Origin of the sequence: Candidatus Mycobacterium wuenschmannii (assembly GCF_030252325.1) — a bacterium.
Classification (GTDB): Bacteria; Actinomycetota; Actinomycetes; order Mycobacteriales; family Mycobacteriaceae; genus Mycobacterium; species Mycobacterium wuenschmannii.
Window position 1 is genome coordinate 2307103 of record NZ_CP126981.1, and the last position, 24371, is coordinate 2331473.

A 24371-nucleotide genomic window follows, 5' to 3' on the forward strand; every position below is an offset into this window, starting at 1 on the left:
CCCACGATAGGAGAAAGACATGCCCACTCGCTTTATGACCGACCCGCACGAGATGCGGGCCATGGCAGGCCGTTTCGACGTCCACGCCCAGACCGTTGAGGACGAGGCCCGCAAGATGTGGGCGTCGAGCACCAACATCGCCGGCGCCGGCTGGAGCGGTACCGCTCAGGCCACGTCCTACGACACCATGGGCCAGATGAACACGGCCTTCCGCAACATCGTGAACATGCTGCACGGGGTCCGTGACGGACTGATCCGCGACGCCAACCACTACGAGAGCCAAGAGCAGGCCTCGCAGCAGATCCTGTCCAGCTAGTCGATCACCGAAACTACTTAGGAGAACAGTCATGTCGATCAGTTACCAGTTCGGTGACGTGGATGCCCACGGCGCCCTGATCCGCGCCCAGGCCGCTTCCCTGGAAGCCGAGCACCAGGCCATCGTCCGCGATGTGCTGGCTGCCGGCGACTTCTGGGGCGGCTCGGGTTCGGTCGCCTGCCAGGAGTTCATCACCCAGTTGGGTCGCAACTTCCAGGTCATCTACGAACAGGCGAACAGCCACGGCCAGAAGGTGCAGAGCGCCGGCAACAACATGTCGAGCACCGACTCCGCCGTTGGGTCCAGCTGGGCCTGACACCCCGCACGACCACTTGTGGCCCGCACACCCAAGGTGTGCGGGCCACAGCTTTTGGGCCGTCAGCGTTACCCCGCGCGCGGGCGATACCGCCGGTACCGGCTAGCCTGAACAACACCCCCGCGACAAGGAAGCGTCCATGGAAGGCTTTGCCGGAAAAGTTGCCGTCGTGACCGGCGCCGGATCGGGAATCGGCCAGGCCCTGGCCCTCGAGCTCGGCCGCTCGGGCGCCTCGCTGGCGATCAGCGACGTCGACCTCGAAGGCCTGGCCGACACCGAGGAGCAACTCAAGGCCATCTCGGTACCCGTCCGCTCCGACCGGCTCGACGTCACCGAGCGTGAGGCTTTCCAGGTCTACGCCGACCACATCAAAGAGCACTACGGCAAGGTCAACCAGATCTACAACAACGCCGGCATCGCCTTCACCGGCGACGTCGAAGTCACTCAGTTCAAGGAAATCGAAAAGGTGATGGACGTCGACTTCTGGGGAGTTGTCAACGGCACCAAGGCTTTTCTGCCGCACCTCATCGACTCCGGCGACGGCCACGTCATCAACATCTCCAGCCTCTTCGGGTTGATGGCCATGCCGGGCCAGGCCGCCTACAACGCCGCCAAATTCGCCGTGCGCGGGTTCACCGAATCGCTGGCGCAGGAGATGGTGCACAACGGTCACCCGGTGCGGGTCACCTCGGTGCATCCCGGCGGCATCAAGACCGCGATCGCCCGCAACAGCCTGGCCGCCGACGGGGTCAACCCCGAGAAGGTGGCCAAGCTGTTCGACCGGCGACTGGCCAACACCACCACGCGAAGGGCGGCCGAAATCATCCTGGACGGTGTCCGCCAGAAGAAGGTGCGGGTGCTGGTCGGGCCGGACGCGGTCGTCCTCGATGCGCTGGTGCGGCTCAGCGGCCCCAGCTACCAGCGGCTGTTCGCCCCGGTCATCGCCCGACTCAAGCCGCCGTCGCGCTAGCCGCGGGATCTCCTCAGCGGCCTAACGGGTGCTCGTTGAGCCACGCGTCGGCTACCGCCTGCGGATCGGCCCCGGTAGTGACCTGGCGTCGCATGTCGACCAGCGCCGCGGTGTCGAGCACGCCGGCCACCTCGTTGACGGCCTGCAGCTGCCGGGTCGACAACTCGTTGCGGCGATACAGCGGCACCACGTTCTCGGCCTGCACCAGCGCCGGCTTGCCGTCGGTCAGCACCACCAGGTCGGTCGGCACGTTGGGGTCGGCGGTGGTGGTCCAGGCCGCCGTGACCTCGCCTGCCTTCACTGCCGCGAAAAGCGCTGCGTCGTCGGGAAATTCGCGCGGCCCGGGTAGCCGGCAGCTGCCGACTTGCATCGGCACCACCGCGCCGGCGATCGAGCCCACGATCAGGCCCTCGCAATGCTTGGTCAGCACGCCGAGATCGGTTGCGCCCCAGTCTTTTGACGTCGCCGCAGCCACCGCGAGCGCGGGCTTGTCCTCGGCCGCGGTCGCGTAGTCGCCGGCGGCGATGCCCTCCGGCAGCGCGCCGATCATCGCCTTGTAGACCTGCGCGTCGGCGCGCGCGTCGGCCCCCGGCTGGTAAGCCTGCAACACCCGGCCGGTCAGGGTGGGCACTACCACGAAGGCCCCGGAGTCCAACTCGGACAACGGGTTCGGCGCCTGCTCAGTGCGGGCCGGAAAGCCGTACGAGCGCAGCGCGCCGGTGTACACGTCGGCCAGCAGCGTCGCCTCGACACCGGCGCGCGAACCGACCACCAACTCGGCGGGGCCGTGGGCACTGTGACCGCACCCCGCCGTCGCCAACACGGCGCTCAGCGCCAGCGCGCCGAAGCGGGCTCTGGTCACTCCGTGGGGTCTGCGGCGGCGGCCACCGCGGCGGCGACGGCCGGTTCGACCCGGGGGTCCAACGGGCTCGGAACGATCCTGTCGTGCGCCAGATCGTCGGCGGCGATCGAGTAAATCGCCTCGGCCGCAGCCATTTTCATCTCTTCGGTGATCCGGCGGGCGCCGGCGTCCAGCGCGCCGCGGAACACACCGGGGAAGGCCAGCACGTTGTTGATCTGGTTCGGGAAGTCGCTGCGTCCGGTCGCGACGATCGCGGCGTGGCGGGCCGCCACGTCCGGATGCACCTCCGGGTCGGGGTTCGACAGGGCGAACACGATGCTCTTGGGCGCCATGGTCGCGATGAGTTCCTCGGGTACCACACCGCCGGACACCCCGACGAAGACGTCGGCACCCTCGAGCGCCTCGACCATGCCACCGGTGCGATCCAACGGGTTGGTGCGGCCGGCCAGCTCGGCCTTGACGCCGTTCATCCCGGCCCGGTCGCGGTGCAGGATGCCTTGCGAGTCGAGCACGGTGATGTCCGAAATGCCCTTGGCCTGAAGCAGATTGGCGCACGCGACGCCGGCGGCCCCGGCACCGGAGACCACGACGCGCAGCGTCGCCATGTCGCGGCCCAGCGTCGTCGCCGCGCCCATCAGCGCGGCCAGCACCACGATCGCGGTGCCGTGCTGGTCGTCGTGCATGACCGGGATGTCGAGGGCCTCGATGACGCGACGCTCGATCTCAAAGCACCGCGGGGCGGCGATGTCCTCGAGGTTCACCGCGCCGAATGTCGGGCGCAACCGGACCAGCGTCTCGACGATCTCGTCGGGATCCTTGGTGTCGAGCACGATCGGGATGGCATCCAGACCGGCGAACTCCTTGAACAGCCCGCACTTGCCTTCCATCACCGGCAGCGACGCCGCCGGGCCGATGTCACCGAGGCCGAGCACCGCGCTGCCGTCGCTCACGACGGCGACCAGGCGGCCCGACCAGGTGTAGCGCGATGCCAGCGTGTGGTCGCCCGCGATCGCCCGACTCACCTGGGCCACGCCCGGGGTGTAGGCGATCGACAACGAACGCTGGCTGTCCAGCGCGGTCGTCAGGCCGACCGAGAGCTTGCCACCGGAATGCGCTTCGAAAATCTCCGCATCGGTGATCGCGTTTTCTTCCATGCGGGTCTGTATCGATTCAATCAACTCAGACACACGGCCAAGCGTACTGACTACCCATTAGTAGCCCTAATCGACGGCTTGACGCTGTGTGTCAGATGAGGCCCAGGTCGGTGACCGCTTTACGCTCGTCGGCGAGCTCGGCGGTCGACTTGTCGATCCGGGTGCGGGAGAAGTCGTTGATGTCCAGACCCTGCACGATGCTCCAGTCGCCACCCTTGGTGGTCACCGGGAACGACGAGATCAGACCCTCTGGCACGCCGTAGGAGCCGTCGGACACCACGGCCATCGACACCCAGTCGTCCTTCGGGCTGCCCAGCAGCCAGTCGCGGGCGGCGTCGACGGTGGCCGACGCGGCCGACGCGGCCGAGGAGCTGCCGCGAGCGTCGATGATCGCCGCGCCACGCTTGGCGACGGTCGGGATGAAGTCGTCGGCGATCCACTTCTCGTCGTTGACGACCTCGGCGGCGTTCTTGCCGGCGATCTCGGCGTGGAAGATGTCCGGGTACTGGGTGGCCGAGTGGTTGCCCCAGATGGTCACCTTCTTGATGTCGGTGACCTTGGCGCCGGTCTTCTTGGCCAGCTGCGAGATGGCCCGGTTGTGGTCCAGACGGGTCAGCGCCGAGAACCGCTCCTTGGGGATGTCGGGGGCGTTGTTGAGCGCGATCAGCGCGTTGGTGTTGGCCGGGTTACCGGTGACACCGATGCGGACATCGCTGGCGGCGACGGAGTTCAGCGCCTTGCCCTGCGCGGTGAAGATCGCGCCGTTGGCCTCCAGCAGGTCGCCACGTTCCATGCCCGGGCCGCGCGGGCGGGCGCCGACGAGCAGCGCCAGGTTCACGCCGTCGAAGATCTTGTTCGGGTCGGCGCCGATCTCGACACCGGACAGCAGCGGGAAGGCGCCGTCGTCGAGCTCCATCACCACACCCTCGAGCGTCTTCAGCGCGGGCTCGATCTCCAGCAGCCGCAGCTCGATTGGGCGGTCGGGACCCAGCAGCGAGCCACTGGCCAGGCGAAACAGCAGGCTGTAGCCGATCTGGCCGGCGGCGCCGGTGACGGCGACCTTCAGGGGGGCAGTGCTCACGGTCATTCGCTCCTTAGTGGAGGTATGGGCAGGCCTGGATTGGGGCGTCGGGTCCAAACTAGTGCACCGGCGTACCCGGAAAATCCCTACCCCACCCCGGTGTGAGCTGCGCCATCTTACTTCCGCGCGGCTGTGCGCTTGACCACATTGCCGCCGCTGCGTTTGCGGGCGAACCCTTTCGCATGGGTAATGTTTGCAATAGCCGAGTTTGGCCCGGATCCGATCGGATCGGGTAGGCGTTATTCATTCGCGGCCGAGGCAAAGGCGCTCGGCGGCAACGCTTCTCGTGCACAGTGCAGCGATTCTGCTGGAAATTGACCTGAAGTCGCGCGGTGACGCGCGCCCGTATGAAACGGAGTTGAGATGACGACCGTGCCCGTCTCGCCGACCGACGACCAGTCGGTATTAGGGGCTCTGCGCTCGCCGCGCCGACTGCGCCGGGAGGTACTGGCCGGGTTGGTGGTTGCCCTGGCGTTGATCCCCGAGGCGATCGCGTTCTCGATCATCGCCGGGGTCGACCCGCGCGTCGGGTTGTTCGCGGCGTTCACCATGGCCGTCACGATCGCGATCGTCGGCGGACGCCCCGCGATGATCTCGGCCGCCACCGGCGCCGTCGCTCTGGTGGTGGCGCCCCTGACCCGGCGCTACGGCGTGGATTACCTGGTGGCGACGGTGATTCTGGCCGGGGTGTTCCAGCTTGTCCTCGGCGCGTTGGGAGTGGCCAGGCTGATGCGCTTCGTGCCGCGCAGCGTGATGGTGGGCTTCGTCAACGCGCTGGCCATCCTCATCTTCCTGTCCCAGATGCCGCACCTGCGTGGGGTGCCGTGGCTGGTGTATCCGATGGTGGTGGCGGGCATCGCGATGATCGTGCTGCTGCCGAGGCTGACGACGGTCGTGCCCGCGCCGCTGGTGGCCATCGTGGTGCTGACCGCGGCCGCGGTGGGGTTGGGCTGGTCGGTGCCGAACGTTGGAGACCAGGGCCAGTTGCCGACGAGCCTGCCGCAGCTGCTGTTACCGCACGTCCCGTTCACGGCGCACACGCTGTCCGTCATCGCCCCCTACGCGCTGGCGATGGCGTTGGTCGGCCTGCTGGAATCGCTGATGACCGCCAAGTTGGTCGACGACATCACCGACACCCACTCCGACAAGTCGCGGGAGGCGGTCGGGCAGGGCGTGGCCAACATCGTCACCGGATTCTTCGGCGGCATGGGCGGTTGCGCGATGATCGGCCAGACCATGATCAACGTGAAGATCAGCGGGGCCCGCACCCGGATCTCGACGTTCCTGGCCGGCTCGTTGTTGCTGGCCCTGGTGGTCGGCCTGGGCGATCTGGTCGCCAAGATTCCGATGGCCGCTCTGGTCGCGGTGATGATCATGGTGTCGGTGGCCACCATGGACTGGCACAGCGTGAACCCAAAGACGTTGCGACGCATGCCCAGAAGCGAGACCTTCGTCATGCTGGCCACGGTGGCCGCGACGGTGGCGACCGACAACCTGGCGTACGGCGTGGCGGTCGGCACGCTGGCCGAAATGGTCCTGTTCGCCCGCCGGGTCGCGCACGTGACCGACGTCGTGGACGTCGCGCATCCCGACGACGACACCCGCGTCTACGCGGTCAAGGGCGAGCTGTTCTTCGCCTCGAGCAACGACCTCCCCTACCAGTTCGACTACGCCGAGGACCCGGACAATATCGTGATCGACATGAGCGATGCCCACATCTGGGACGCCTCCAGCGTGGCCACGCTCGACGCCATCACGCGCAAATACGAGTCCAAAGGGAAAACGGTCTCGATCGTCGGCATGAACGACACCAGCGCCGAGCGGCACGCACACCTGAGTCCGCTGCTGGCCGGCGCGCACTGAGCTCCGATCGGACGCTTACTTCTCGCAGGCGATTGCCATTGAACGCGCGTAGCATGACCGAGGCTTTGTCCGATCCGAGCAGCGACGGGAGGTGAGGGATGCCTTCGTTTCGCGATATCCCGGAAACGCTGCGTCCTCTGGCACGACCTGAGCGGGACGAGCCCCCCAGTCCGCTGCCGATCGACCCGCCCGCCGATCAGGCCGTGGTGGATTGCGGCATCTACGTCGACGGCGAGCGACTGCCGGGCACCTTCAGCTACGCCGAGGCCCGGGCCAAGGTGACCGACCTGCAACTGAGCGGCCAGAACGCCTACGCCTGGATCGGTCTGCACGCGCCGACCGAGCATCAGATGCAGGAGGTCGGCGACGCGTTCGGCATGCACGAACTGGCCATCGAGGACGCCGTCTGCGCACACCAGCGACCCAAGCTGGAGCGCTACGACGAGTCGCTGTTCCTGGTGCTCAAGACGCTGAACTACGTACCGCACGAGTCGACCCTGCTGGCCCGCGAGATCGTCGAGACCGGCGAGATCATGGTGTTCGTCAACCGGGACTTCGTGGTGACGGTCCGGCACGGTGACCACGGCCGGCTGTCGGATGTGCGCAAGCGGATGGACTCCGATCCTGAGCACCTGCGGCTCGGCCCGTTCGCGGTGATGCACGCGATCGCCGACGCCGTGGTCGACCATTATCTCGAGGTCACCGAGTCGATGGAAAGCGACATCGACGCCATCGAGGAAGAGGCGTTCGCGCCCGACCACCGGACGCAGATCGAGCCGATCTACCAGATCAAGCGCGAGGTGGTGGAGCTTCGCCGGTCGGTGAACCCGCTGCAGGTGCCGTTCGCGCGGTTGCAGAGCGAGCACAAGGACCTGATCTCCAAAGAGGTCCGGCGCTACCTGCGCGACGTCGGCGACCACCACACCCATGCGGCCGACCAGATCGCCAGCTACGACGAGAACCTGAGTTCGCTGGTGCAGGCGGCGCTGGCGCGGGTGGAGATGCAGCAGAACACCGACATGCGCAAGATGTCGGCGTGGGCCGCCTTGCTGGCGATCCCGACGATGGTCGCCGGTATCTACGGGATGAACTTCGAGTACATGCCTGGGCTCAAGTGGCACTGGGGCTATCCGACGACCGTGCTCGGGACGGCGCTGATCTGCTTCCTACTGCACCGCAACTTCCGTCGGCGGGACTGGCTGTAGTTTTTGGCGCCGTTGGCTGTCGAAAATTTCGACCACCGAAGTGCCCACCTCACAGCGAATTTGGTGGCGGATTTCGCTCGAAGGCGGGCAACTCGGTAGTCGGTCGGCGCGCGGGTGCTGACGCGGCGGGCCTGACGTAGCGGGGTTTCTGCAGGAAGGAGCTGGACGGATGACGGGCGTTGATGGCCGGATGGTCGTGCTGACCGGTCCGCCCGGCGCCGGCAAGTCGACGGTCGCCGCAATTCTGGCCGAAAGCTACTCGCCGTCAGTGCATCTGCACGCGGACGACTTCTGGCACTTCTTGCGCCGGGGCGCCATCCCCCCGTATCGCGCGGAGGCACATGAGCAGAATCGCGTCGTCGTCACCGCGCTGGCGCGGGCCGCGGCCACCTACGCCGCGGGCGGCTACTCCGTGATCGTGGACGGTGTGATCGGCCCGTGGTTCATCGAGACATTCTGCGCCGAAGCGAATCTCGCAGTTGACTATCTGGTCCTGCGCCCAGACGAGGAGACCACTGTGCGGCGTGCGCTGGCGCGCGGCGACGACGCCCTCACTGACCCGGTTCCGATTGGGTCGATGTACGCGCAGTTCGCAGACCTAGGCGCCTATGAGCGGAACGTGATCGACACGACGGCGGACACCCCCGACATCACCGCCGAGCGCATCCGCACGGCGCTGTCGAGCCGGGATTACCAGATCGGCCCCGAGAGCTAATTCGGCTGGGCGGCCGGGCGATTCGGGTCGAGCACGTCGACACCGTCGGCCCGCCATGCCTCGCGCATCGCGTCGGCGCCCTTGAGCCGGACCCAGGCCGCTTCCGTCGCGGTGATCGGCGTGGCGGCCAGAAAGCGCACCGGGTCACGCGGCGGGTCCAGCGGCAACTCGGCAATCTCGCTGTCGCCCAACAACACCGCCGTGAACGGCACGCGGGCCGTGGGATGCGACCACAGCGGCCCGCTGAGATCAACCAGCCCGTCGGGCATCAACACCACGCCCTCGACCGCGGGCGACGCCGCGACGATCGCCAGGCTGCGGGCCAGCCCGGTGATGGCCTCGGTATTGCGCAGTCGCAGAACGACTTCGGCGCACGGGCCGAGTTCGGGGTCGGCGATCATCGCGGTCGGGTCGACCATCGGGTGCCGTGAGCAGCCCAGCGACACGTAACTCACGACCCCATCGGCGCCCGGCCGGTAGCGCAGTACGTCGATCGGCTCGGCACCCAGGAACGTCACGCTGGCGATGTCCGGCTCGCTGCCGAAGTGCGTATCGAGATGCTCCCGGACCGAGGGGCTCACGTGGCGACCGTCAGATTCACCCCGGTGTCGGGATCGAAGACGGCGAGCTGGGCGGTGTCGAACGCCAATTCCAGCGTCGCGCCCTTCGCGGCTTTCGACGCGGACGGCACACGGGCGACGAATTCATGCTCTCCCGAACCGGATTCGTCCTCCAGGTCGGACAGTTGCTCGGCGTGTACCGCCGCGCCGTCGGTGGTGAAGTAGACGTACTTGTCCGCGCCCAGCGACTCGACCATGTCGACCTTGACCTCGAAGGTCAGCGCGCTGATGCGCTGGTAACCGTCGATCAACGCCGCGTCGTGCAAGTGTTCCGGGCGCACGCCGACGATGACGTTCTCCGGCGCCTCGGCGAGCGTGTCGAGGACGGGTTGGGTCAGTGTCACCTCGCCGAAGGGCAGGCGCAGGCCGGTGGAGGTCGTCGTCGCGGGAAAGAAGTTCATCGCCGGCGAGCCGATGAAGCCCGCGACGAACAGGTTCGCGGGACGTTCGTACAACTCGTCGGGCGTGCCGATCTGCTGCACCACGCCGCCGCGCATCACCACGACGCGGTCGCCCAGCGTCATGGCCTCGGTCTGGTCGTGGGTGACGTAGACGGTGGTGGTGCCGAGCCGGCGCTGCAGTCGGGCAATCTCGCCGCGCATCTGCACACGCAGTTTCGCGTCGAGGTTGGACAGCGGCTCGTCCATCAGAAAAGCCTTGGGCTGCCGCACAATCGCACGCCCCATCGCGACGCGCTGACGCTGCCCGCCGGACAGCTGCGCGGGTTTGCGATCCAGCACCTCGGTCAGGTCGAGGATCTTCGCGGTGTCCTCGACCTTCTTGGCGATGTCGGCCTTCTTCATCTTCGCCAGGGTGAGCGGGAAGGCGATGTTCTGGCGGACCGTCATGTGCGGGTAGAGCGCATACGACTGGAACACCATCGCGATGTCACGGTCCTTGGGGGCCTTGTCGTTGACCCGGTCACCGCCGATGCGCAGCTCCCCCGACGAGATATCCTCAAGACCGGCAATCATATTCAGCGTCGTCGACTTTCCGCAGCCGGACGGGCCGACCAGGATGATGAACTCGCCGTCGGCGATGGTGAGGCTGAACTCCTGCACGGCCAGCGCGCCGTCGGGGTAACTCTTGGTCACCCGGTCCAAGACGATCTCGGCCATCGCGCTATCCCTTCACCGCACCGGACGTCAATCCCGCGACGATCCGTCGTTGGAAGACTAGAACAAACACGATAATCGGCACCGTGATCACCATGGCGCCCGCCGCGATCGAGCCGGTCGGCTCCTCGAATTGCGAACTGCCGGTGAAGTTCGCGATCGCCACCGGCGCGGTGACCGCGGCTTTGGTGGCGGTCAGCGACAAGGCCAACAACAGGTCGTTCCAGGCGAAGATGAAGACCAGGATCGCCGTCGTCACGATGCCGGGCGCGGCTAGCGGCGCGATCACCCTGCGGAACGCCTGGGCCGGCGGCGCGCCGTCCATCTTCGCGGCCCGCTCGAGGTCCCACGGGATCTCCCGGAAGAACGCCGACAGCGTGTAGATCGACAGCGGCAGCGCGAAGGTGATGTACGGGATGATCAGCCCGGGCCAGGTGTCGAACAGCCCGATGCGGCGCTCGATGTTGAACAGCGGGGTAACCAACGAGATCGCCGGGAACATCGAGATCAGCAGCACCGCACCGATCAACGCCCGCTTGCCGGGGAAGTCCAGCCGCGCCACCGCGTAGGCCGCCATCGCCCCGATCACGACGGCGATCACCGTGGTGAGCACGCCGATGCCGACCGAGTTGACCAGCGCCGAGCTGAAGTAGTTGCCGCGAAAGATGCCGCGATAGTTGTCGAACGTCACCCGCGCCGGAATCAGCCTGCCGTCCTTGACCATTGACGTCGGCTTGAGCGAGAGGCTGAATATCCACAGCACCGGAACCAGCGCGTAGGTCAGCACCAACGCGTCGACGATCACCCAGCCAGCGGCCCGCCTAGCGCCCATCGCCACCACCCGGTGCCGCCGCGCCGAACACCTTGACGAACACCAGCGCGATCAGCGTGACGCAGCAGAAGATCAGCACCGAAATCGCCGAGCCGAGGCCGACATTGAACCCCTTGAACAGATTGTCGTAGCCCAGCACCGACACCGATCCGGTGTTGCCGGTGCCGCCGGTCAGCACGTAGATGTTGTCGAAGATCCGGAACGCGTCCAGCGTGCGAAACAGCAACGCCACCAGGATCGCCGGCTTGATCAGCGGCAGCGTGACTTTGGTGAGCCGCCGCCACGCGCCGGCGCCGTCCACCTCGGCGGCCCTCAGCAGATCAGCCGGCACGATGGCCAGCCCGGCCAGCAACAGCAGCGACATGAACGGCGTTGTCTTCCACACCTCGGCGATCACCACCACACCCAGCGACGAAACCTGATGTGTCAGAGGCGCACTGCCCTGTGGTAACAGGTTGGCCAGGTATCCGGTGCCCGGCGTCCACGCGTAGAACCAGCTGTAGGACGCGACCACCGTCACGATGCCGTAGGGAATCAGTACCGCCGTGCGCACCAAACCCTTGCCGATCAGCGTGCGGTGCATCGCCAGTGCCAGCGCCAGACCGAGCACGAACTCGATGGTCACCGACGCCACCGTGATCGCGAGCGTCACCGCCAGGGCCGTCCACCAATAGCGGTCGGTGAGGATCGTCTGGTAGTTGGCCAGGCCGATGAAGCGCGTCTCGTTCGGGGTGGCGAGGTTGTTGTGCTGCAGGCTCAGCCAGACCGCGTAGCCGATCGGATACGCGGTGACGGCCAGCATCAGCAACGCCGCGGGCGCGACGAGGACGAACGCCAATCTTCGTTCGGTTTTCACGGCAGTAAACCCTTGCCGTCGATGGCCTTTCGCACCTGGACGGCCAACTCGTCGGCCGTCCGCTCCGGATCGATCCGGGTGATCGGGGCCAGCGTCGCGGCGATCCGCGTCGACACCGACTGGTAGGCCGGCGTCGCGAGCCGGACCGCTGGGTCGGAGAGTTGCTGTCGGATGATCTCGTACATCGGGTATTTCGCTTGGAACTGCGGGTCGGCGTACAGCGACGCGCGGACGGCGGGCAGCCCTCCGTGCAGCGAGACGAACTTCTCGCCCGCCGGGCTGCGCAGGCACCGGATCGCCTCGAACGCCTCGGCCCGGTGCCGGCTGGTCGACGACACCGCGAGGTTGAGCCCGCCGATCGTCACCTTGGCCGGTTGGCCCGGCTGCACCCGCGGATACGGCGCGAAGCCGAAAACCCTTCTGCTGGCGTCATATGCGTCGCGGAACTGCTGCTCGGTGGGGGCGAACGAGCCGACGTTGTCGACACTGCCCGCCAGGTCCGGACGGCGGTTCAGCGGCAGGAACGGCACGCCGCCTTTCACCGCGTTCTCCAGCATCGAGGCCAGCGCGTAGGGCCAGTTGACCTCGAGGGCGGATTTGCCCTGTTCGAACGCCAACCGCGCGGAGCCCGCGTCGCTGCGGGTCACCGACGGGTCGGCGCCCGGCGCGTCGGCCACCGACTTCATGATCCGCAGTGCCCGGACGGTCGCGGCCCGGTGTTCGGGGGTGTCGGTGAGTGTGACGGTTCGGCTGTCATCGGAAAGCACCTGTCCCCCAGCACTTTCCAGCAGGGTGTTGAACCACACCACAACGGACTCGTTCTGGTTGGCCTGCACGCCGATCCAGCTCGGCCCGCCGCCGGCGTGCAGCCGGGTGGCCTCGCCGATCATGGCGTCCCAGGTCGTCGGCGGCTCGCTCATCAAATCCGGCCGGTACCAGAGTAATTGGGTGTTCGTCGTGACGGGCGCACCGAACAGCCGGTGCCGCCACGTCGCGGTCGCCAGCGGTCCCGGCAGCGTGTCGGTGGTGGCGTCAGTCTCGGCGCGACGCGCGGGATCGTCGACCAGCGGCACGACCCAGCCCGCTTCGGCGAACTCGGCCGTCCAGATCACGTCCATCGCGATGATGTCGACGGTGCGGTCGTGCGCGCTGAGCCGGCGGGCGAGCTGGATGCGCTGGTCGTCGGTGGCGCGGGGCAGGCTGAATTGCCGCACCACGAACCGGTCGTGAAATTCGTCGCTGCAGCGCTTGGCCAGCGCGCTGAACGTCGCACCGTCGCCGGCCGGGGTGTAGAGGCTGATCACCAGCCCCTCGCCGCTCGCGGCGCAGCCCGATGTCAACGACGCGGCCATCGACGCCGCCAGCGCGAGTGCGCCCAGCCTGCGACGCACGACCTAGATGGCCAACCGGGCCAGCAGATCCCGGGCCTGTTCGGCGTTCTGGGGGTCGCAGAGCACGTCGTAGCGGCCGGCCACCAGCTGCTGCGTTGAGCTGAAGTCGCGGGTGCCGCGGGCCAGCGAGTACGGGATCGCGGAGGTGATCAGGCCGAAGAACACCCCGGCGACCAGGCCCGTCGTCAGCGCCTCCAAGGGGTGCGGGTTGGAGAACAGCAGGGTGAGCATCAGGCCGATGAACAGGCCCAGCCACGCGCCGCTGATCACACCGCCGCCCAGCACCTTCGGCCAGGTCAGCCGGCCCGTCACCCGCTCGACCTGCATCAGGTCGACGCCCACGATGGTGACTTGCTGGACCGGGAACTGCTGGTCAGACAAATAGTCGACGGCGCGCTGCGCCTCCGCGTAGGTGGGATACGACCCGACCGGCCAGCCTTTCGGCGGCGTCGGCAGGCCGGGAGCGCGCCGGCTCCCGGCCGGGGCGCCGGGCGCGGCACCGGGAAGCTGTCCAGGCTGAAAAGGGCTGCTCATGTTTGCCCATTCTGCTCCGTCGGGGGCGATTCAGGCGATCGAGTCTGCGTCCGGGGCGCAGAAGTGCGAGTGGCCGACGCCGTATGTGCAGGATCAACGCGATCCGCGACTAGGTTGAACGCATGACAGCTCCGGGTGGCGGCGACCCCTACCGCGATCAGCCGGGCCCATGGCAGCAGTACCAGCACCCGCCGGTCGATCCGCGGGAGCCGGTCAACTATCCCGAGTACTACCCCGGCCCACCACCCGGACAGCCGCCGCCATACGGCTATCCCCCGACGCCGCCGATGTATTCGAACCCGTACAACCCGTATCAGCCCTATCCGCCGCAAACCAATGGGATGGCGATCGCCTCGCTGATCACGTCGATCCTCGGCGTCGTGTTCGGCATCCCGCTGGCCATCTTCTGCTACATCGGCTGGGTGATCCCGGTGGTCGGCGCAGTCCTGGGCGGCGTCGCGCTCAACCAGATCAAGCGCACCGGCCAGCAAGGTCGCGGGCTCGCGATCGCCGGGATCGTGATCGGCGCCGGCACCGCGGCGCTGCTGCTGTTCTTCATGGTGATGTACGCGGCGGCGATGATGCACGCGCCGATGTTCGGGGTCGTCTAGCTCGGCGGCTGGAACGTCTCGCCCTGGCGCTGCATACCCGCGGCGCGGCCCTTGGCGGCGATCACCAACGCCATCTTGCGACTGGCCTCGTCGAGCATCTCGTCGCCGAGCATCACCGCTCCGCGATTGCCCCCGGCCGCCGAGGTGTGCCACTCGTAGGCCTCGAGGATCAGCTCGGCGTGATCGTAATCGGCCTGCCGCGGGCTGAAGATCTCGTTGCCCGCCGCGATCTGGTCGGGGTGCAGCACCCACTTGCCGTCGTAGCCCAGCGCCGCCGAGCGGCCCGCCACCCGCCGGAAGGCTTCGGTGTCACGCACTTTCAGGTAAGGGCCGTCGACGGCCGCCTTTCCGTGCGCCCGCGCCGCGACCAGGATCGTCATCAACACGTGGTGGTAGGCGTCGCCCTCGGTATAGCCCTCGGGCTGCTCGCCGACCACCAGCGTGCGGGTGTTCAGGCTGGCCATCAGGTCGGCCGGCCCGAGCACCAGGGCATGCACCCGCGGCACCGCGGCGATCGCGTTGATGTTCATCAGCCCCTGGGCGTCCTCGATCTGCGCGTCGATGCCGATCTCGCCGACCGGCAACCCGTGGGTCGTCTCCAACTGGGTGAGCAGCAGGTCGAGCGCGTGAACATGCGACACGTCAGACACTTTCGGCAGCACCACCACGTCGAGCCGGGCGTCGGGCGCGGCGCCGACGGCGGAGACCACCTCGATGATGTCGGCGTGCGTCCACGGCGTCGTCCAGTCGTTGACCCGCACCCCGCGCAGCTGCCCGGCCCACCCGGGCGCGGCGAGCGCGGCGGCTACCCGGCCGCGGGCCTCCGCCTTGGCGTCGGCGGCGACGGCGTCCTCCAGATCGAGAAAGACCTCGTCGGCCGGAAGACCTTTGGACTTGTCGATCATCTTCTGGCTACTCCCCGGCACGGACAGGCACGTGCGGCGGGGGCGGTACGCGTTCGTCACGCTTCACTCCTACCCTTTGACCTATGGCCTCGATCAACAGGGTGTACGCCGCGCGCCTGGCGCGAATGCAGGTGCTGGGCCCGATGGGCGAGGCCCTCGGTCGGGTTCGCGACGTCGTCGTCAGCATCAGCATCGTGCGCCAGCAACCGCGGGTGTTGGGACTCGTCGTCGAAATGGCTTCGCGCCGAAGAATTTTCGTGCCGATCCTGCGAGTGTCCGCGATCGAGCCGAACGCGGTGACGCTGATCACCAACAACGTCTCGATGCTGCGCTTCCAGCAGCGGCCCGGCGAGGTGCTGGTGCTGGGCCAGATCATCGACACCAAGGTGCGGGTCAACGACCCCGAACTCCCCGAGCTCGCCGACACCGACGTCGTCGTCACCGACCTCGGCTTGGAGCAGACCCGGACCCGGGACTGGATGGCCACCCGGGTCTCGGTGCGGGTGCCGCGTCGGCTCGGCCGGCGCAGCAGCACCCACATCGTCGGCTGGCGCAACGTCCAGGGTCTGACCCCGTCGGCGCTGGCGATGCCCGGCCAGGGCGTCGCGCAACTGCTGCATCAGTTCGAGAAGTGGCGGCCGATCGAGGTGGCCGACGCGGTGCGCGAGCTGCCGCCCAAGCGGCGGCACGAGGTGGTCTCGGCGCTCGACAACGACCGGCTGGCCGACATCCTGCAGGAGCTGCCCGAGGAGGAGCAGGCCGAGTTGCTGATGCAACTGGGCGACGAGCGGGCAGCCGACGTGCTCGAGGAGATGGACCCCGACGACGCCGCCGACCTGCTGGGCACGATGACGCCGACGCTGGCCGAGCGGCTGCTGCGGCAGATGGACCCCGAGGAGTCCGACCCGGTGCGACGGCTGCTGAAGCACTCGCCCGACACCGCCGGCGGGTTGATGACGCCCGAACCGGTGGTGTTGACGCCGGACACCTCGGTCGCCGAGGCGCTGGCCCGGGTCCGCGACCCCGACCTGACGCCGGCGCTGTCGTCGCTGGTGCTGGTGGTCCGCCCGCCGACGGCCACCCCGACCGGGCAGTACCTGGGCTGTGTGGCGCTGCAGCGGCTACTGCGCGAACCGCCGTCGATGCTGGTCGGCGGGATCGTCGACGCCGACCTGCCGTGGCTGGAGCCCGACACGTCGCTGCCGATGCTGACCCGGTACTTCGCCGCGTACAACCTGGTCTGCGGCCCGGTGGTGGACGCCCAGCACCACCTGCTGGGCGCGGTCACGGTTGACGACGTGCTCGATCACCTGCTGCCGCATGACTGGCGCGACACCACCGAGGAGCCGGCGCTCGACGCGGCGGGAGGCTCGGCATGAGCAAGTCGTCCGCGCCGCGGTCACGGCTGTACACCCCACGCATCTCGCGGCTGTCGGCGCCGCGGCTGGACGCCGAGGCCGTCGGCAACTTCACCGAGTCGATCGCCCGCTTCTTCGGCACCGGCAGCTATCTGCTGATCCAGACCATCGTGGTGATCGCATGGATCCTGCTGAACGTCTTCGCGGTCAGCATGCAGTGGGACCCTTACCCGTTCATCCTGCTCAACTTGGCCTTCTCCACCCAGGCCGCCTACGCCGCCCCGCTGATCCTGTTGGCCCAGAACCGGCAGGAGAACCGCGACCGGGTGGCCTTGGAGCAGGACCGCCGACGCGCCGAGGAAACCAAGGCCGACACCGAATATCTGGCCCGCGAGCTGGCCGCGCTGCGACTGGCGATCGGCGACGTGGCAAAGACCCGAGAGTCGCTGCGCCGCGAGCTGGAAGACCTGCGCGAGCTGCTGCTGGAGCAGCGGCACGGCACCCCGGACGACGCCGGGGACGAGGCCGAGCGACGGGCCGCGTCGTCTAATTGACACGGCCGTCCGAACACGGCGTTTTCACAGGCAGTGAGTCCGCCATTGTTGTCACTGCAGTCACCGGTGTTATGTATGGTGACCTAGTTCACTAGGCTTTCGAGCCCAGGCACGCCGAGTCCGAGTAGGGGGACGCATGGGCTTACGCTCGGCCCTTGCAAAGCTGCAGCCGCGTGCCCCGCATTTGCCGAAGGCCCCGAAACTGCCTGCGGCAGTGGGCAATACGGCTACCGCAATCGGCGACGCGGTGTACAACGCGGCTGACGCGATGCGCATCCTGGACGCCTACGACATCCTTGCCGACGCCGCGGAGACCGCCACCACGGCTGTCCAGCAAACCCTGAGCCGCGGCGCGAAGTCGCCCGCCTTCGGCGTCGCAATGATCGCCTGCCTGGTCTACGTGAGCGTCGACGGCGCCGGCGCGCCGCCCTTCCCGCTGACCAAGGCGACCGTCCGGGACGCCGCCGTCACCCCGGTCGCCGCGGTCGCGCGGGCCTCCACCGACCCGACCGGCCCGCTGGTGATCGCGGCCCTGCACCCGAAGACCGGCTTCCACATCGCCGAGTCGGCCCTGTCGGCGCCGCCGCCGAGCCTCGTCGTGAGCACGCCGGGCACGCTCGGCATTCCGAACATGGCCCTAACCGCGTACCGCAACGCCGAGCGGATGATGGCCACCTCCGACCCGAACTGCGGCATCAGCTGGAACCTGCTGGCCGGCATCGGCCGCATCGAGTCGAGCCACGCCAACGGCGGCGCCACCGACGCCAAGGGCACTGCGGTCCGGCCGATCTACGGGCCGTCGCTGGACGGGACGCTGCCCGGCAACGAGGTGATCGTGCAGAGCAGCGCCCCCGGCCGGGTGTCTTACGCCCGCGCGATGGGCCCGATGCAGTTCCTGCCGGGCACGTGGGCGCACTACGCCTCCGACGGCGACGGCGACGGCACCGCCGACCCGCAGAACCTGTACGACGCGACGCTCGCGGCGGCCCGCTATCTGTGCAGCGGCGGCCTGAATCTGCGCGACCAGCAGCAGGTGCTCTCGGCGATCCTGCGCTACAACAACTCGATGCCGTATGCGCAGAACGTGCTGGGCTGGGCCGCGGCCTACGCCACCGGGGTGGTGCCGGTCGACCTGCCGCCGCTGACCGGGGCGCCGCCGCCGCTGGGCGACGCCCACCTCGAGCACGCCGCCGAGGGCCTCGGCCCCAACCTGCCGCTGAACATGCACGGACTGTCTACGGCGGACCCGATGTCGCGAATGCCGTTGATCGACCTGAGCGGCAACCCCGGTAACGGCCAGCCGTGGTCGGCGCAAGGCCCGGCCGGTCTCGGCCCGTCCTGCACGGTGATCTGCATCGGCCAGCAGGCGCCGGGTCCCGCCCAGATCAACGCGCCGGTGCCGGACGCCTTGGCGCCGCAGGCCCCGATCGGGTTGATGCCGCCGCCGTTCGGCGCCCCGGCTTTCCTTCCGCCGCAACAGGTTCCGCCGCCCGCCGCGGCGCTGCCCGTCGGCCCCGTTCCCGCCGTTGCTGCGGCTCCGGCGCCGGCCGCCGCGGTGCCGCCGGCCGCGCCGGTCGTGCCCGCCCCCGGTAACGGCCCCTAGGCAACTGCCTGACCTGCCGTTTCACCCTCCCACCGGCGCCGCATTAGACTCGGCGCTGATGTCTGATCCGACTACGAACATTCGCGCCGCGCTGGCCAAGGTGATCGATCCCGAACTGCGCCGTCCCATCACCGAACTCGGAATGGTCAAGGGAATCGAGGTGGGCGACGGCGGCGACGTGCATGTCGAGATCTACCTGACCACCGGCGCGTGCCCGAAGAAGGACGAGATCAGCGAGCGGGTGCGCCAGGCCGTCGCCGACGTGCCGGGCACCGCGGCCGTCAAGGTCAGCCTCGACGTGATGAACGACGAGCAGCGCACCGAACTGCGCAAGCAGTTGCGCGGCGACTCCCGCGAGCCGGTCATCCCGTTCGCCCAGCCGGGTTCGCTGACCCGGGTCTACGCGATCGCCTCCGGCAAGGGCGGCGTCGGCAAATCGACCGTGACGGTCAACCTGGCGGCGGCGATGGCCGCGCGCGGGGTGTCGGTCGGCCTGCTCGACGCCGACATCCACGGCCACTCCATCCCGCGCATGATGGGCACCACCGACCGGCCCACCCAGGTCGAGTCGATGATCCTGCCGCCGATCGCGCACGAGGTGAAGGTCATCTCGATCGCCCAGTTCACCCAGGAGAACACCCCGGTCGTGTGGCGCGGGCCGATGCTGCACCGGGCGCTGCAACAGTTCCTGGCCGATGTCTATTGGGGCGACCTGGACGTGCTGCTGCTCGACCTGCCGCCGGGCACCGGCGACATCGCGATCTCGGTTGCCCAGCTGATCCCGAACGCCGAAATCATCGTCGTCACAACGCCACAACTCGCCGCGGCCGAGGTCGCCGAGCGAGCCGGCAGCATCGCTTTGCAGACCAAGCAACGCGTGATCGGCGTGGTGGAGAACATGTCCGGGCTGCTGCTGCCGGACGGGTCGACGATGCAGGTGTTCGGCGCGGGCGGCGGTGCTCAGGTCGCCGAAAGGCTCACTCGCACAATGGGTGCCGACGTCCCGCTGCTCGGGCAGATCCCATTGGACCCGGCACTGGTCGCCGCCGGCGACGCCGGGGTGCCGGTGGTGCTCAGCGCCCCCGACTCCCCCGTCGGCAAGGAACTGGGCAAGGTCGCCGATACGCTGTCGGCGCGGCGGCGTGGATTGGCCGGCATGTCACTGGGATTGGACACCAGCCGCCGCTGAGCTCGCCAGACTAGGCGACTTTGTCCGACTCCTCCTCATCGCTGCGCTCTGCATCGTCGCCGGACTAGGTGGCGTCGGTGTCGAACGGCGCCGGGCCCGCCGCGGGCTGAATCTTCTGCGGCGTCATCATCGGTTGCGGCGCAGGCGCTTCGGGTGCCAGCGGCGTCATGGGCGGTTGCTCGAAACTGCGAAACAGCGAGTCGTCGCCGTCGAGCAGATGCTTGGTGAGTGCGGCCCGCGGCGTCATGCCGCGCAGCTTCTGCAACTCCGACAGCGGCTCGCGCAGGTTGTCGAACTCCGGGCCCATGTCCTCGCGCAGTTGCGTCGTCATGCCGCTCAGGTAGTCGCGGGCCTGCCGCAGGGACGTCGACGTCCAGCGGATCGCGCCGGGCAGGCGTTCGGGTCCCAGGACGACCAGGCCGACCACGATCAGAACCAGGATCTCGCCCCAGCCGACGTTGGCGAACACTAGCCGCCGTCCGGCCCCGGGGTCACCGTCAGCGTGACGTGCCGGCCGTCGCGGACCACCTCGACCGGCGCGGGTTGCCCAACGGTCAACTGCCGCACCGCGACAACGAACTCGTCGGCATCGGCCACGCCGCGGTTGCCGACCTTGACCACCACGTCGTTCTCCTTGATGCCGCCCTTTTCGGCGGGGCCGCCGGCCTTGACGTTGGCGACCTGTGCGCCCTGCGCGACGGCGTTGCTCACCGAGCGTGCGCTCAGTCCCAGCGTCGGGTGCACGATCTTGCCGTCCTTGATCAGCGTCTGCGCAACGACTTTGGCCTCGTTGACCGGAATCGCGAAGCCGAGGCCGCTGGCACTGTCGGACAGCGACTTGCCGGCGGTGTTGATGCCGATGACCTGAGAGTCCATGTCGATCAGCGGGCCACCGGAGTTTCCGTGGTTGATCGAGGCATCGGTCTGCACACCGTCGATCACGGTGTCGGTGTCAGATCCCTCACCCGACAACGGAATCGGGCGGTGCAGCGCGCTGATGATGCCGTGCGTGACGGTGCTGCGCAGGCCCAGCGGCGCACCGGCGGCCAGCACCTCGTCGCCGACGCGAACCTTGTCCGAGTCGCCGAGCTTGGCGACCGAGAGGTTGTTGACGTTGTCGACCTTGAGCACGGCCAGGTCGGTCTTGGGGTCGCGGCCGACCAGGTGGGCGGGAACTTCCTTACCGTCGTTGAACACCACGGTGGTCTTGAACTGGCTCGGGTTGTTCGCCGCTTCGGAGATGACGTGGTTGTTGGTGACGATGTAGCCACGGCCGTCGACCACGAAGCCGGAGCCCTGCATGCCCTCCTGGTCGCTGACCGACTGAATCGTGACCACCGAATCAGCAACCGCCGCAGCCACTTTCGCGAACCGGCCCGCCGGGGACTCGGTGTTGCCGTTCGTCGACAGGGTCACCTTCGAGGTGGTGAACGCCTCGACCACCTCGGCCGTCTTGCGGCCCACCACACCGCCGACCACGCCGATCAGCAGCGACAGCACGGCAAGCACCGCCAGCGCCCAGTAGGACACCCGTCCGCCGAACAGCACGTCGCGCACGCCGAGTCTGTCGTGAGACACCTCCGGGCCCTGCGCGCCGTCGCGCACCACCGCGGGTTCGCCCAGCGCGGCGGCGGCACCCGGATCGCGCCACGGGTCTTCGGGATCCTCGTCGTCCTTGAGCTTGTCGTCGTCGAGCGCGCCCGCATCGGCGGGGTGGCGCTGCAGGGAGTCAGCCCCGGGGAACGGACGACCGAAGGCTTCGGTCAGCACCGGATCCTTCGGCTCGGCGCTCGGGGTGAACTCGCCGGTGTCGCGATACTTAGACGGCCGCACCCGCTCGGCGACGAACGAGCCGTGCACGCCGTCGGGCCGCCCGAAGGCCTGACCGGTTGCCGCGTCGACCGGCGGACGGGACACGGGACGCGGCGCCAGCCGGGGGGCGCCGTTGTTGTCTTGATCGGAGCTCACGTCATCCTCTTCCGAGCGCTACCAAACACGCGCTATGGATTCGAGCACGGCGCCGCGCACCGGCTTGGCCAAACTGACAACCACCCTACCGAGGCTCGGGGCGGTTGCGCCTGCTGCCGTCGGAGAACCGATCGCGCATCGTCTGCGGTCGGCGGGGCTCGGGCGGTTGCGGCGCGCCCGGGATGTCTTCCTCGTCGTCGGGCGGGCAGTGCGGAATCTGCGACAACAGGCCCAGGAGGGTGCTGGGCACCCGGATCGGCTGGGAGTCCCGCAACGCCGCGCGGGCCCGGCGGTGGCCGTCGACCTCCGCGGCGCAGTCCGGGCACAGCGAGATGTGGTGGGCGGCGCGCAGGTGGGCGTTCATCCGCAGTTCGCCGTCGACGAAGGCCGAAATCGCCTCGATGGAGAGGTGCTCGGTGGAGCCGAACTGCCGCGGAGCGCCGACCGGCGCATCACTCTGCGAGGCGAACTGGGTGGGGAGCCAGGAGAAGGCCCGGCGGAACACATGTCCCCGCTCGACCATCACCAACTCCCTTCGGTATCGCGTCAGGCGTCGCGGCACTATCTCGAATGTAGCGCGCTGACTCATACCGAACACCGTTCAACAGCCGATCAACCGGCGTGTCTCGTCAGCCCTGGACGGCGCTGGCGTCCTCGGAGTGCGCGGCCAGATAGTCGCGCAGGGCCTGCCGTCCACGGTGGATACGGCTGCGGACGGTCCCGAGCTTGACGCCCAGCGTGGCACCGATTTCCTCGTAGGACAGACCTTCAATGTCACACAGGACCACCGCGGCGCGGAACTCCGGCGGCAGCGAATCCAGCGCCGCCTGCAGGTCAGGACCCAGATGCGCGTCGTGGTAGATCTCTTCGGGGTTGGGCTCGTCGGCCGGCACCCGGTCGTAGTCGTCGGGCAGCGCTTCCATCCGGATCTTGGTGCGACGACGCACCATGTCCAGGAACAGGTTCGTGGTGATGCGGTGCAACCAGCCCTCGAAGGTGCCCGGCTGGTAGTTCTGCACCGACCGGAACACCCGGATGAAGGTCTCCTGGGTGAGGTCCTCGGCGTCCTGCTGGTTACCGGAGAGGCGGTAGGCCAGCCGGTAGACCCGGTCGGCGTGCTGGCGAACCAGTTCGTCCCAGGACGGCATCGCCGTCTTGTCACCGGTCGCGTCGAACACCGCGGTGCCGTACGGCTCGTCGGCGGGCTCGACCCAGTCGGCGTCGCGGTACTGCTCGGGGTGCGACATGCTCGACGGGCTCATCAGTGTGGTGATGTTCAGATCCTCCGGATTCAGATTGCCATCGATGCTGGGCAATTCATCACCGCGCGCAACGCGAAGAATGCGGGATGTATTCCCGGACCAGCGGCCTCCACGCTCCATGGGAGATACCGTCGTCTATCGGCGTATGTGCGGTATGTGACCGCACTGAGCTTTGACTGAGAACGGCCCCGATCTACCCCTTGAGCTGGCTAAACACTCAACATCACATTTCGATCACGCCGATTCGTTGAGCGTGTCGCAGACCCGCCTGACCACGCCGGACGGGCGTTGCACCTACGCTCACGCCATGGGGCAACCAGCAAAGAGTCGGGCCGAGTCCCTCTCGGCGCACGCCGAGGGGTCGATTTCCGAAGACTCGGTGCTGCTGGCCGCCCGCGAGCGGGCCAACGACATCGGCGCCGGCGCGGTCACCCCGGCGGTCGGCGCGCTGCTGAGCCTGCTGACCAAACTCAGCGGCGGCAAGGCCGTCGTCGAGGTGGGCACCGGCGCCGGCGTGAGCAGCTTGTGGCTGCTGTCCGGGATGAGCGCCGACGGCGTGCTGACGACGATCGACATCGAGCCCGAGCATCAGCGCATCGCCAAGGAGGCGTTCTCCGATGCAAGCATCGGCCCGTCGCGGACCCGGCTGATCAGCGGCCGCGCGCAGGAAGTGCTGACCCGGCTGGCCGACGACTCCTACGACCTGGTGTTCATCGACGCCGATCCTCTCGACCAGCCCGACTACGTGGTCGAGGGCGTGCGGCTGCTGCGCTCCGGCGGCGTCATCGTGGTGCACGGCGCTGCGGCGGGTGGCCGGGCCGGCGATCCCGCGGCGCATGACGCCGAGGTGGCCGCGGTGCGCGAGGCGGCCCGGCTGATCGCGGAAAACGAGCTGCTCACGCCCGCTCTGGTGCCGCTCGGCGACGGCCTGCTGGCCGCCGTCCGCGACTGAATTCATGCCTTTCGGCCCCGTCGGCCGCCCGGCGGGTCGGGCGCTCGGGGCCCGACGCCCGCCCGGCCGGGCACTGGGAGAGTCGTCCTCGCCGTTCAGGTTCGCTTCGGGCTAGAGGCTTGACGTCGCACTGAACGAG

26 protein-coding genes are annotated in these 24371 nt (G+C 68.3%); 12 read left to right on the top strand and 14 right to left on the bottom strand.

Annotated features, from left to right (window positions below; all coding sequences use genetic code 11):
* Nucleotides 1-19 precede the first annotated feature (19 nt).
* The 3 genes from PT015_RS10850 to PT015_RS10860 all read left to right on the top strand — a co-directional run bounded on the left by PT015_RS10850 (nucleotide 20) and on the right by PT015_RS10860 (nucleotide 1602).
* Nucleotides 20-316 (top strand): WXG100 family type VII secretion target, encoded by a 297-nt coding sequence (locus PT015_RS10850; protein ID WP_285188787.1) that lies wholly within the window; start codon nucleotides 20-22, stop codon nucleotides 314-316.
* 31 nt (nucleotides 317-347) lie between these two features.
* The gene (locus PT015_RS10855) at nucleotides 348-632 is read left to right on the top strand and encodes a WXG100 family type VII secretion target (RefSeq protein WP_285188788.1); all 285 of its coding nucleotides are present in this window, start codon (nucleotides 348-350) and stop codon (nucleotides 630-632) included.
* Nucleotides 633-771: 139 nt separating this feature from the next.
* On the top strand, nucleotides 772-1602 hold the full coding sequence (locus tag PT015_RS10860; RefSeq protein WP_285190620.1) for an SDR family NAD(P)-dependent oxidoreductase: 831 nt from the start codon (nucleotides 772-774) through the stop codon (nucleotides 1600-1602).
* Nucleotides 1603-1615: 13 nt separating this feature from the next.
* Here the strand turns inward: PT015_RS10860 and PT015_RS10865 are convergent, their stop codons facing one another.
* From PT015_RS10865 to PT015_RS10875, 3 genes are read right to left on the bottom strand one after another with little or no spacing between them, the layout of a single operon-like run.
* Entirely contained in the window at nucleotides 1616-2464 is an 849-nt protein-coding gene (locus tag PT015_RS10865) for a glycine betaine ABC transporter substrate-binding protein (RefSeq protein WP_390887966.1), read from the bottom strand.
* On the bottom strand, nucleotides 2461-3651 hold the full coding sequence (locus tag PT015_RS10870; protein ID WP_285190621.1) for an NAD(P)-dependent malic enzyme: 1191 nt from the start codon (nucleotides 3649-3651) through the stop codon (nucleotides 2461-2463). Before PT015_RS10870 ends, PT015_RS10865 begins: the two co-directional genes overlap by 4 nt.
* 58 nt (nucleotides 3652-3709) lie before the next feature.
* Complete coding sequence (locus PT015_RS10875) at nucleotides 3710-4699, bottom strand: malate dehydrogenase (protein WP_285190622.1); 990 nt, start codon at nucleotides 4697-4699, stop codon at nucleotides 3710-3712.
* Nucleotides 4700-5062: 363 nt separating this feature from the next.
* Here PT015_RS10875 and PT015_RS10880 point away from each other — a divergent pair, with 363 nt between their 5' ends.
* The 3 genes from PT015_RS10880 to PT015_RS10890 all read left to right on the top strand — a co-directional run bounded on the left by PT015_RS10880 (nucleotide 5063) and on the right by PT015_RS10890 (nucleotide 8482).
* Nucleotides 5063-6562: a SulP family inorganic anion transporter gene (locus PT015_RS10880; RefSeq protein ID WP_285190623.1), complete on the top strand. Its 1500-nt coding sequence runs from the start codon at nucleotides 5063-5065 to the stop codon at nucleotides 6560-6562.
* A gap of 98 nt (nucleotides 6563-6660) precedes the next feature.
* On the top strand, nucleotides 6661-7767 hold the full coding sequence (gene corA / locus PT015_RS10885; protein WP_285190624.1) for a magnesium/cobalt transporter CorA: 1107 nt from the start codon (nucleotides 6661-6663) through the stop codon (nucleotides 7765-7767).
* 169 nt (nucleotides 7768-7936) lie between these two features.
* Nucleotides 7937-8482 (top strand): AAA family ATPase, encoded by a 546-nt coding sequence (locus tag PT015_RS10890; protein ID WP_285190625.1) that lies wholly within the window; start codon nucleotides 7937-7939, stop codon nucleotides 8480-8482.
* Here the strand turns inward: PT015_RS10890 and PT015_RS10895 are convergent.
* From PT015_RS10895 to PT015_RS10920, 6 genes are read right to left on the bottom strand one after another with little or no spacing between them, the layout of a single operon-like run.
* Nucleotides 8479-9063: a suppressor of fused domain protein gene (locus PT015_RS10895; RefSeq protein WP_285190626.1), complete on the bottom strand. Its 585-nt coding sequence runs from the start codon at nucleotides 9061-9063 to the stop codon at nucleotides 8479-8481. The genes PT015_RS10890 and PT015_RS10895 overlap by 4 nt on opposite strands.
* Nucleotides 9060-10220 (bottom strand): ABC transporter ATP-binding protein, encoded by a 1161-nt coding sequence (locus PT015_RS10900; RefSeq protein ID WP_285190627.1) that lies wholly within the window; start codon nucleotides 10218-10220, stop codon nucleotides 9060-9062. Before PT015_RS10900 ends, PT015_RS10895 begins: the two co-directional genes overlap by 4 nt.
* 4 nt (nucleotides 10221-10224) lie before the next feature.
* A complete protein-coding gene (locus tag PT015_RS10905; protein WP_285190628.1) occupies nucleotides 10225-11049 on the bottom strand; it encodes a carbohydrate ABC transporter permease in 825 nt (274 codons plus the stop codon).
* A complete protein-coding gene (locus PT015_RS10910; RefSeq protein WP_285190629.1) occupies nucleotides 11039-11905 on the bottom strand; it encodes a carbohydrate ABC transporter permease in 867 nt (288 codons plus the stop codon). Before PT015_RS10910 ends, PT015_RS10905 begins: the two co-directional genes overlap by 11 nt.
* Entirely contained in the window at nucleotides 11902-13257 is a 1356-nt protein-coding gene (locus tag PT015_RS10915) for an extracellular solute-binding protein (RefSeq protein ID WP_285191051.1), read from the bottom strand. Before PT015_RS10915 ends, PT015_RS10910 begins: the two co-directional genes overlap by 4 nt.
* Nucleotides 13258-13299: 42 nt before the next feature.
* The gene (locus PT015_RS10920) at nucleotides 13300-13830 is read right to left on the bottom strand and encodes a general stress protein (protein ID WP_285190630.1); all 531 of its coding nucleotides are present in this window, start codon (nucleotides 13828-13830) and stop codon (nucleotides 13300-13302) included.
* A 122-nt stretch (nucleotides 13831-13952) separates the two neighbouring features.
* Between PT015_RS10920 and PT015_RS10925 the strand changes: the two genes are divergently transcribed.
* Nucleotides 13953-14441: a DUF4190 domain-containing protein gene (locus PT015_RS10925; RefSeq protein ID WP_285190631.1), complete on the top strand. Its 489-nt coding sequence runs from the start codon at nucleotides 13953-13955 to the stop codon at nucleotides 14439-14441.
* On the opposite strand, the gene PT015_RS10930 is transcribed toward PT015_RS10925, so the two are convergent.
* The gene (locus PT015_RS10930) at nucleotides 14438-15406 is read right to left on the bottom strand and encodes an HpcH/HpaI aldolase/citrate lyase family protein (RefSeq protein WP_285190632.1); all 969 of its coding nucleotides are present in this window, start codon (nucleotides 15404-15406) and stop codon (nucleotides 14438-14440) included. The two genes, PT015_RS10925 and PT015_RS10930, sit on opposite strands and share 4 nt — an antisense overlap.
* A gap of 23 nt (nucleotides 15407-15429) precedes the next feature.
* On the opposite strand from PT015_RS10930, the gene PT015_RS10935 reads away from it, so the two are divergent.
* From PT015_RS10935 to PT015_RS10950, 4 genes are all read left to right on the top strand, one after another.
* Nucleotides 15430-16725 (top strand): magnesium transporter MgtE N-terminal domain-containing protein, encoded by a 1296-nt coding sequence (locus PT015_RS10935; protein WP_285190633.1) that lies wholly within the window; start codon nucleotides 15430-15432, stop codon nucleotides 16723-16725.
* Entirely contained in the window at nucleotides 16722-17258 is a 537-nt protein-coding gene (locus PT015_RS10940) for a DUF1003 domain-containing protein (protein ID WP_285190634.1), read from the top strand. Before PT015_RS10935 ends, PT015_RS10940 begins: the two co-directional genes overlap by 4 nt.
* A 268-nt stretch (nucleotides 17259-17526) precedes the next feature.
* Nucleotides 17527-18861, top strand: a complete 1335-nt coding sequence (locus PT015_RS10945) for a lytic transglycosylase domain-containing protein (RefSeq protein WP_285191052.1) — start codon at nucleotides 17527-17529, stop codon at nucleotides 18859-18861.
* 58 nt (nucleotides 18862-18919) lie between these two features.
* Complete coding sequence (locus PT015_RS10950) at nucleotides 18920-20050, top strand: Mrp/NBP35 family ATP-binding protein (RefSeq protein ID WP_285190636.1); 1131 nt, start codon at nucleotides 18920-18922, stop codon at nucleotides 20048-20050.
* A gap of 64 nt (nucleotides 20051-20114) precedes the next feature.
* On the opposite strand, the gene tatB is transcribed toward PT015_RS10950, so the two are convergent.
* The 4 genes from tatB to sigE form a co-directional block, all read right to left on the bottom strand.
* Nucleotides 20115-20519 (bottom strand): Sec-independent protein translocase protein TatB, encoded by a 405-nt coding sequence (gene tatB, locus PT015_RS10955; protein ID WP_285190637.1) that lies wholly within the window; start codon nucleotides 20517-20519, stop codon nucleotides 20115-20117.
* Nucleotides 20519-22018: a serine protease HtrA gene (gene htrA, locus PT015_RS10960; protein ID WP_285190638.1), complete on the bottom strand. Its 1500-nt coding sequence runs from the start codon at nucleotides 22016-22018 to the stop codon at nucleotides 20519-20521. The genes tatB and htrA overlap by 1 nt, the downstream gene beginning before the upstream one ends.
* An 85-nt stretch (nucleotides 22019-22103) precedes the next feature.
* A complete protein-coding gene (gene rseA / locus PT015_RS10965) occupies nucleotides 22104-22541 on the bottom strand; it encodes an anti-sigma E factor RseA (RefSeq protein ID WP_285191053.1) in 438 nt (145 codons plus the stop codon).
* 106 nt (nucleotides 22542-22647) lie between these two features.
* Entirely contained in the window at nucleotides 22648-23400 is a 753-nt protein-coding gene (gene sigE / locus PT015_RS10970) for an RNA polymerase sigma factor SigE (protein WP_285190639.1), read from the bottom strand.
* Between the two features lie 187 nt (nucleotides 23401-23587).
* Between sigE and PT015_RS10975 the strand changes: the two genes are divergently transcribed.
* The gene (locus tag PT015_RS10975; RefSeq protein WP_285190641.1) at nucleotides 23588-24232 is read left to right on the top strand and encodes an O-methyltransferase; all 645 of its coding nucleotides are present in this window, start codon (nucleotides 23588-23590) and stop codon (nucleotides 24230-24232) included.
* Nucleotides 24233-24371 lie beyond the last annotated feature (139 nt).

Excerpts from the sequence above, each read along its gene's own strand:
- PT015_RS10850 (WP_285188787.1), top strand. The coding sequence starts at position 20 with ATGCCCACTCGCTTTATGACCGACCCGCACGAGATGCGGGCCATGGCA.
- PT015_RS10855 (WP_285188788.1), top strand. The coding sequence starts at position 348 with ATGTCGATCAGTTACCAGTTCGGTGACGTGGATGCCCACGGCGCCCTG.
- PT015_RS10860 (WP_285190620.1), top strand. The coding sequence starts at position 772 with ATGGAAGGCTTTGCCGGAAAAGTTGCCGTCGTGACCGGCGCCGGATCG.
- PT015_RS10880 (WP_285190623.1), top strand. The coding sequence starts at position 5,063 with ATGACGACCGTGCCCGTCTCGCCGACCGACGACCAGTCGGTATTAGGG.
- corA (WP_285190624.1), top strand. The coding sequence starts at position 6,661 with ATGCCTTCGTTTCGCGATATCCCGGAAACGCTGCGTCCTCTGGCACGA.
- PT015_RS10890 (WP_285190625.1), top strand. The coding sequence starts at position 7,937 with ATGACGGGCGTTGATGGCCGGATGGTCGTGCTGACCGGTCCGCCCGGC.
- PT015_RS10900 (WP_285190627.1), bottom strand. The coding sequence starts at position 10,220 with ATGGCCGAGATCGTCTTGGACCGGGTGACCAAGAGTTACCCCGACGGC.
- PT015_RS10905 (WP_285190628.1), bottom strand. The coding sequence starts at position 11,049 with ATGGGCGCTAGGCGGGCCGCTGGCTGGGTGATCGTCGACGCGTTGGTG.
- PT015_RS10915 (WP_285191051.1), bottom strand. The coding sequence starts at position 13,257 with ATGGCCGCGTCGTTGACATCGGGCTGCGCCGCGAGCGGCGAGGGGCTG.
- PT015_RS10920 (WP_285190630.1), bottom strand. The coding sequence starts at position 13,830 with ATGAGCAGCCCTTTTCAGCCTGGACAGCTTCCCGGTGCCGCGCCCGGC.
- PT015_RS10925 (WP_285190631.1), top strand. The coding sequence starts at position 13,953 with ATGACAGCTCCGGGTGGCGGCGACCCCTACCGCGATCAGCCGGGCCCA.
- PT015_RS10935 (WP_285190633.1), top strand. The coding sequence starts at position 15,430 with ATGGCCTCGATCAACAGGGTGTACGCCGCGCGCCTGGCGCGAATGCAG.
- PT015_RS10940 (WP_285190634.1), top strand. The coding sequence starts at position 16,722 with ATGAGCAAGTCGTCCGCGCCGCGGTCACGGCTGTACACCCCACGCATC.
- PT015_RS10945 (WP_285191052.1), top strand. The coding sequence starts at position 17,527 with ATGCGCATCCTGGACGCCTACGACATCCTTGCCGACGCCGCGGAGACC.
- PT015_RS10950 (WP_285190636.1), top strand. The coding sequence starts at position 18,920 with ATGTCTGATCCGACTACGAACATTCGCGCCGCGCTGGCCAAGGTGATC.
- rseA (WP_285191053.1), bottom strand. The coding sequence starts at position 22,541 with ATGGTCGAGCGGGGACATGTGTTCCGCCGGGCCTTCTCCTGGCTCCCC.
- sigE (WP_285190639.1), bottom strand. The coding sequence starts at position 23,400 with ATGGAGCGTGGAGGCCGCTGGTCCGGGAATACATCCCGCATTCTTCGC.
- PT015_RS10975 (WP_285190641.1), top strand. The coding sequence starts at position 23,588 with ATGGGGCAACCAGCAAAGAGTCGGGCCGAGTCCCTCTCGGCGCACGCC.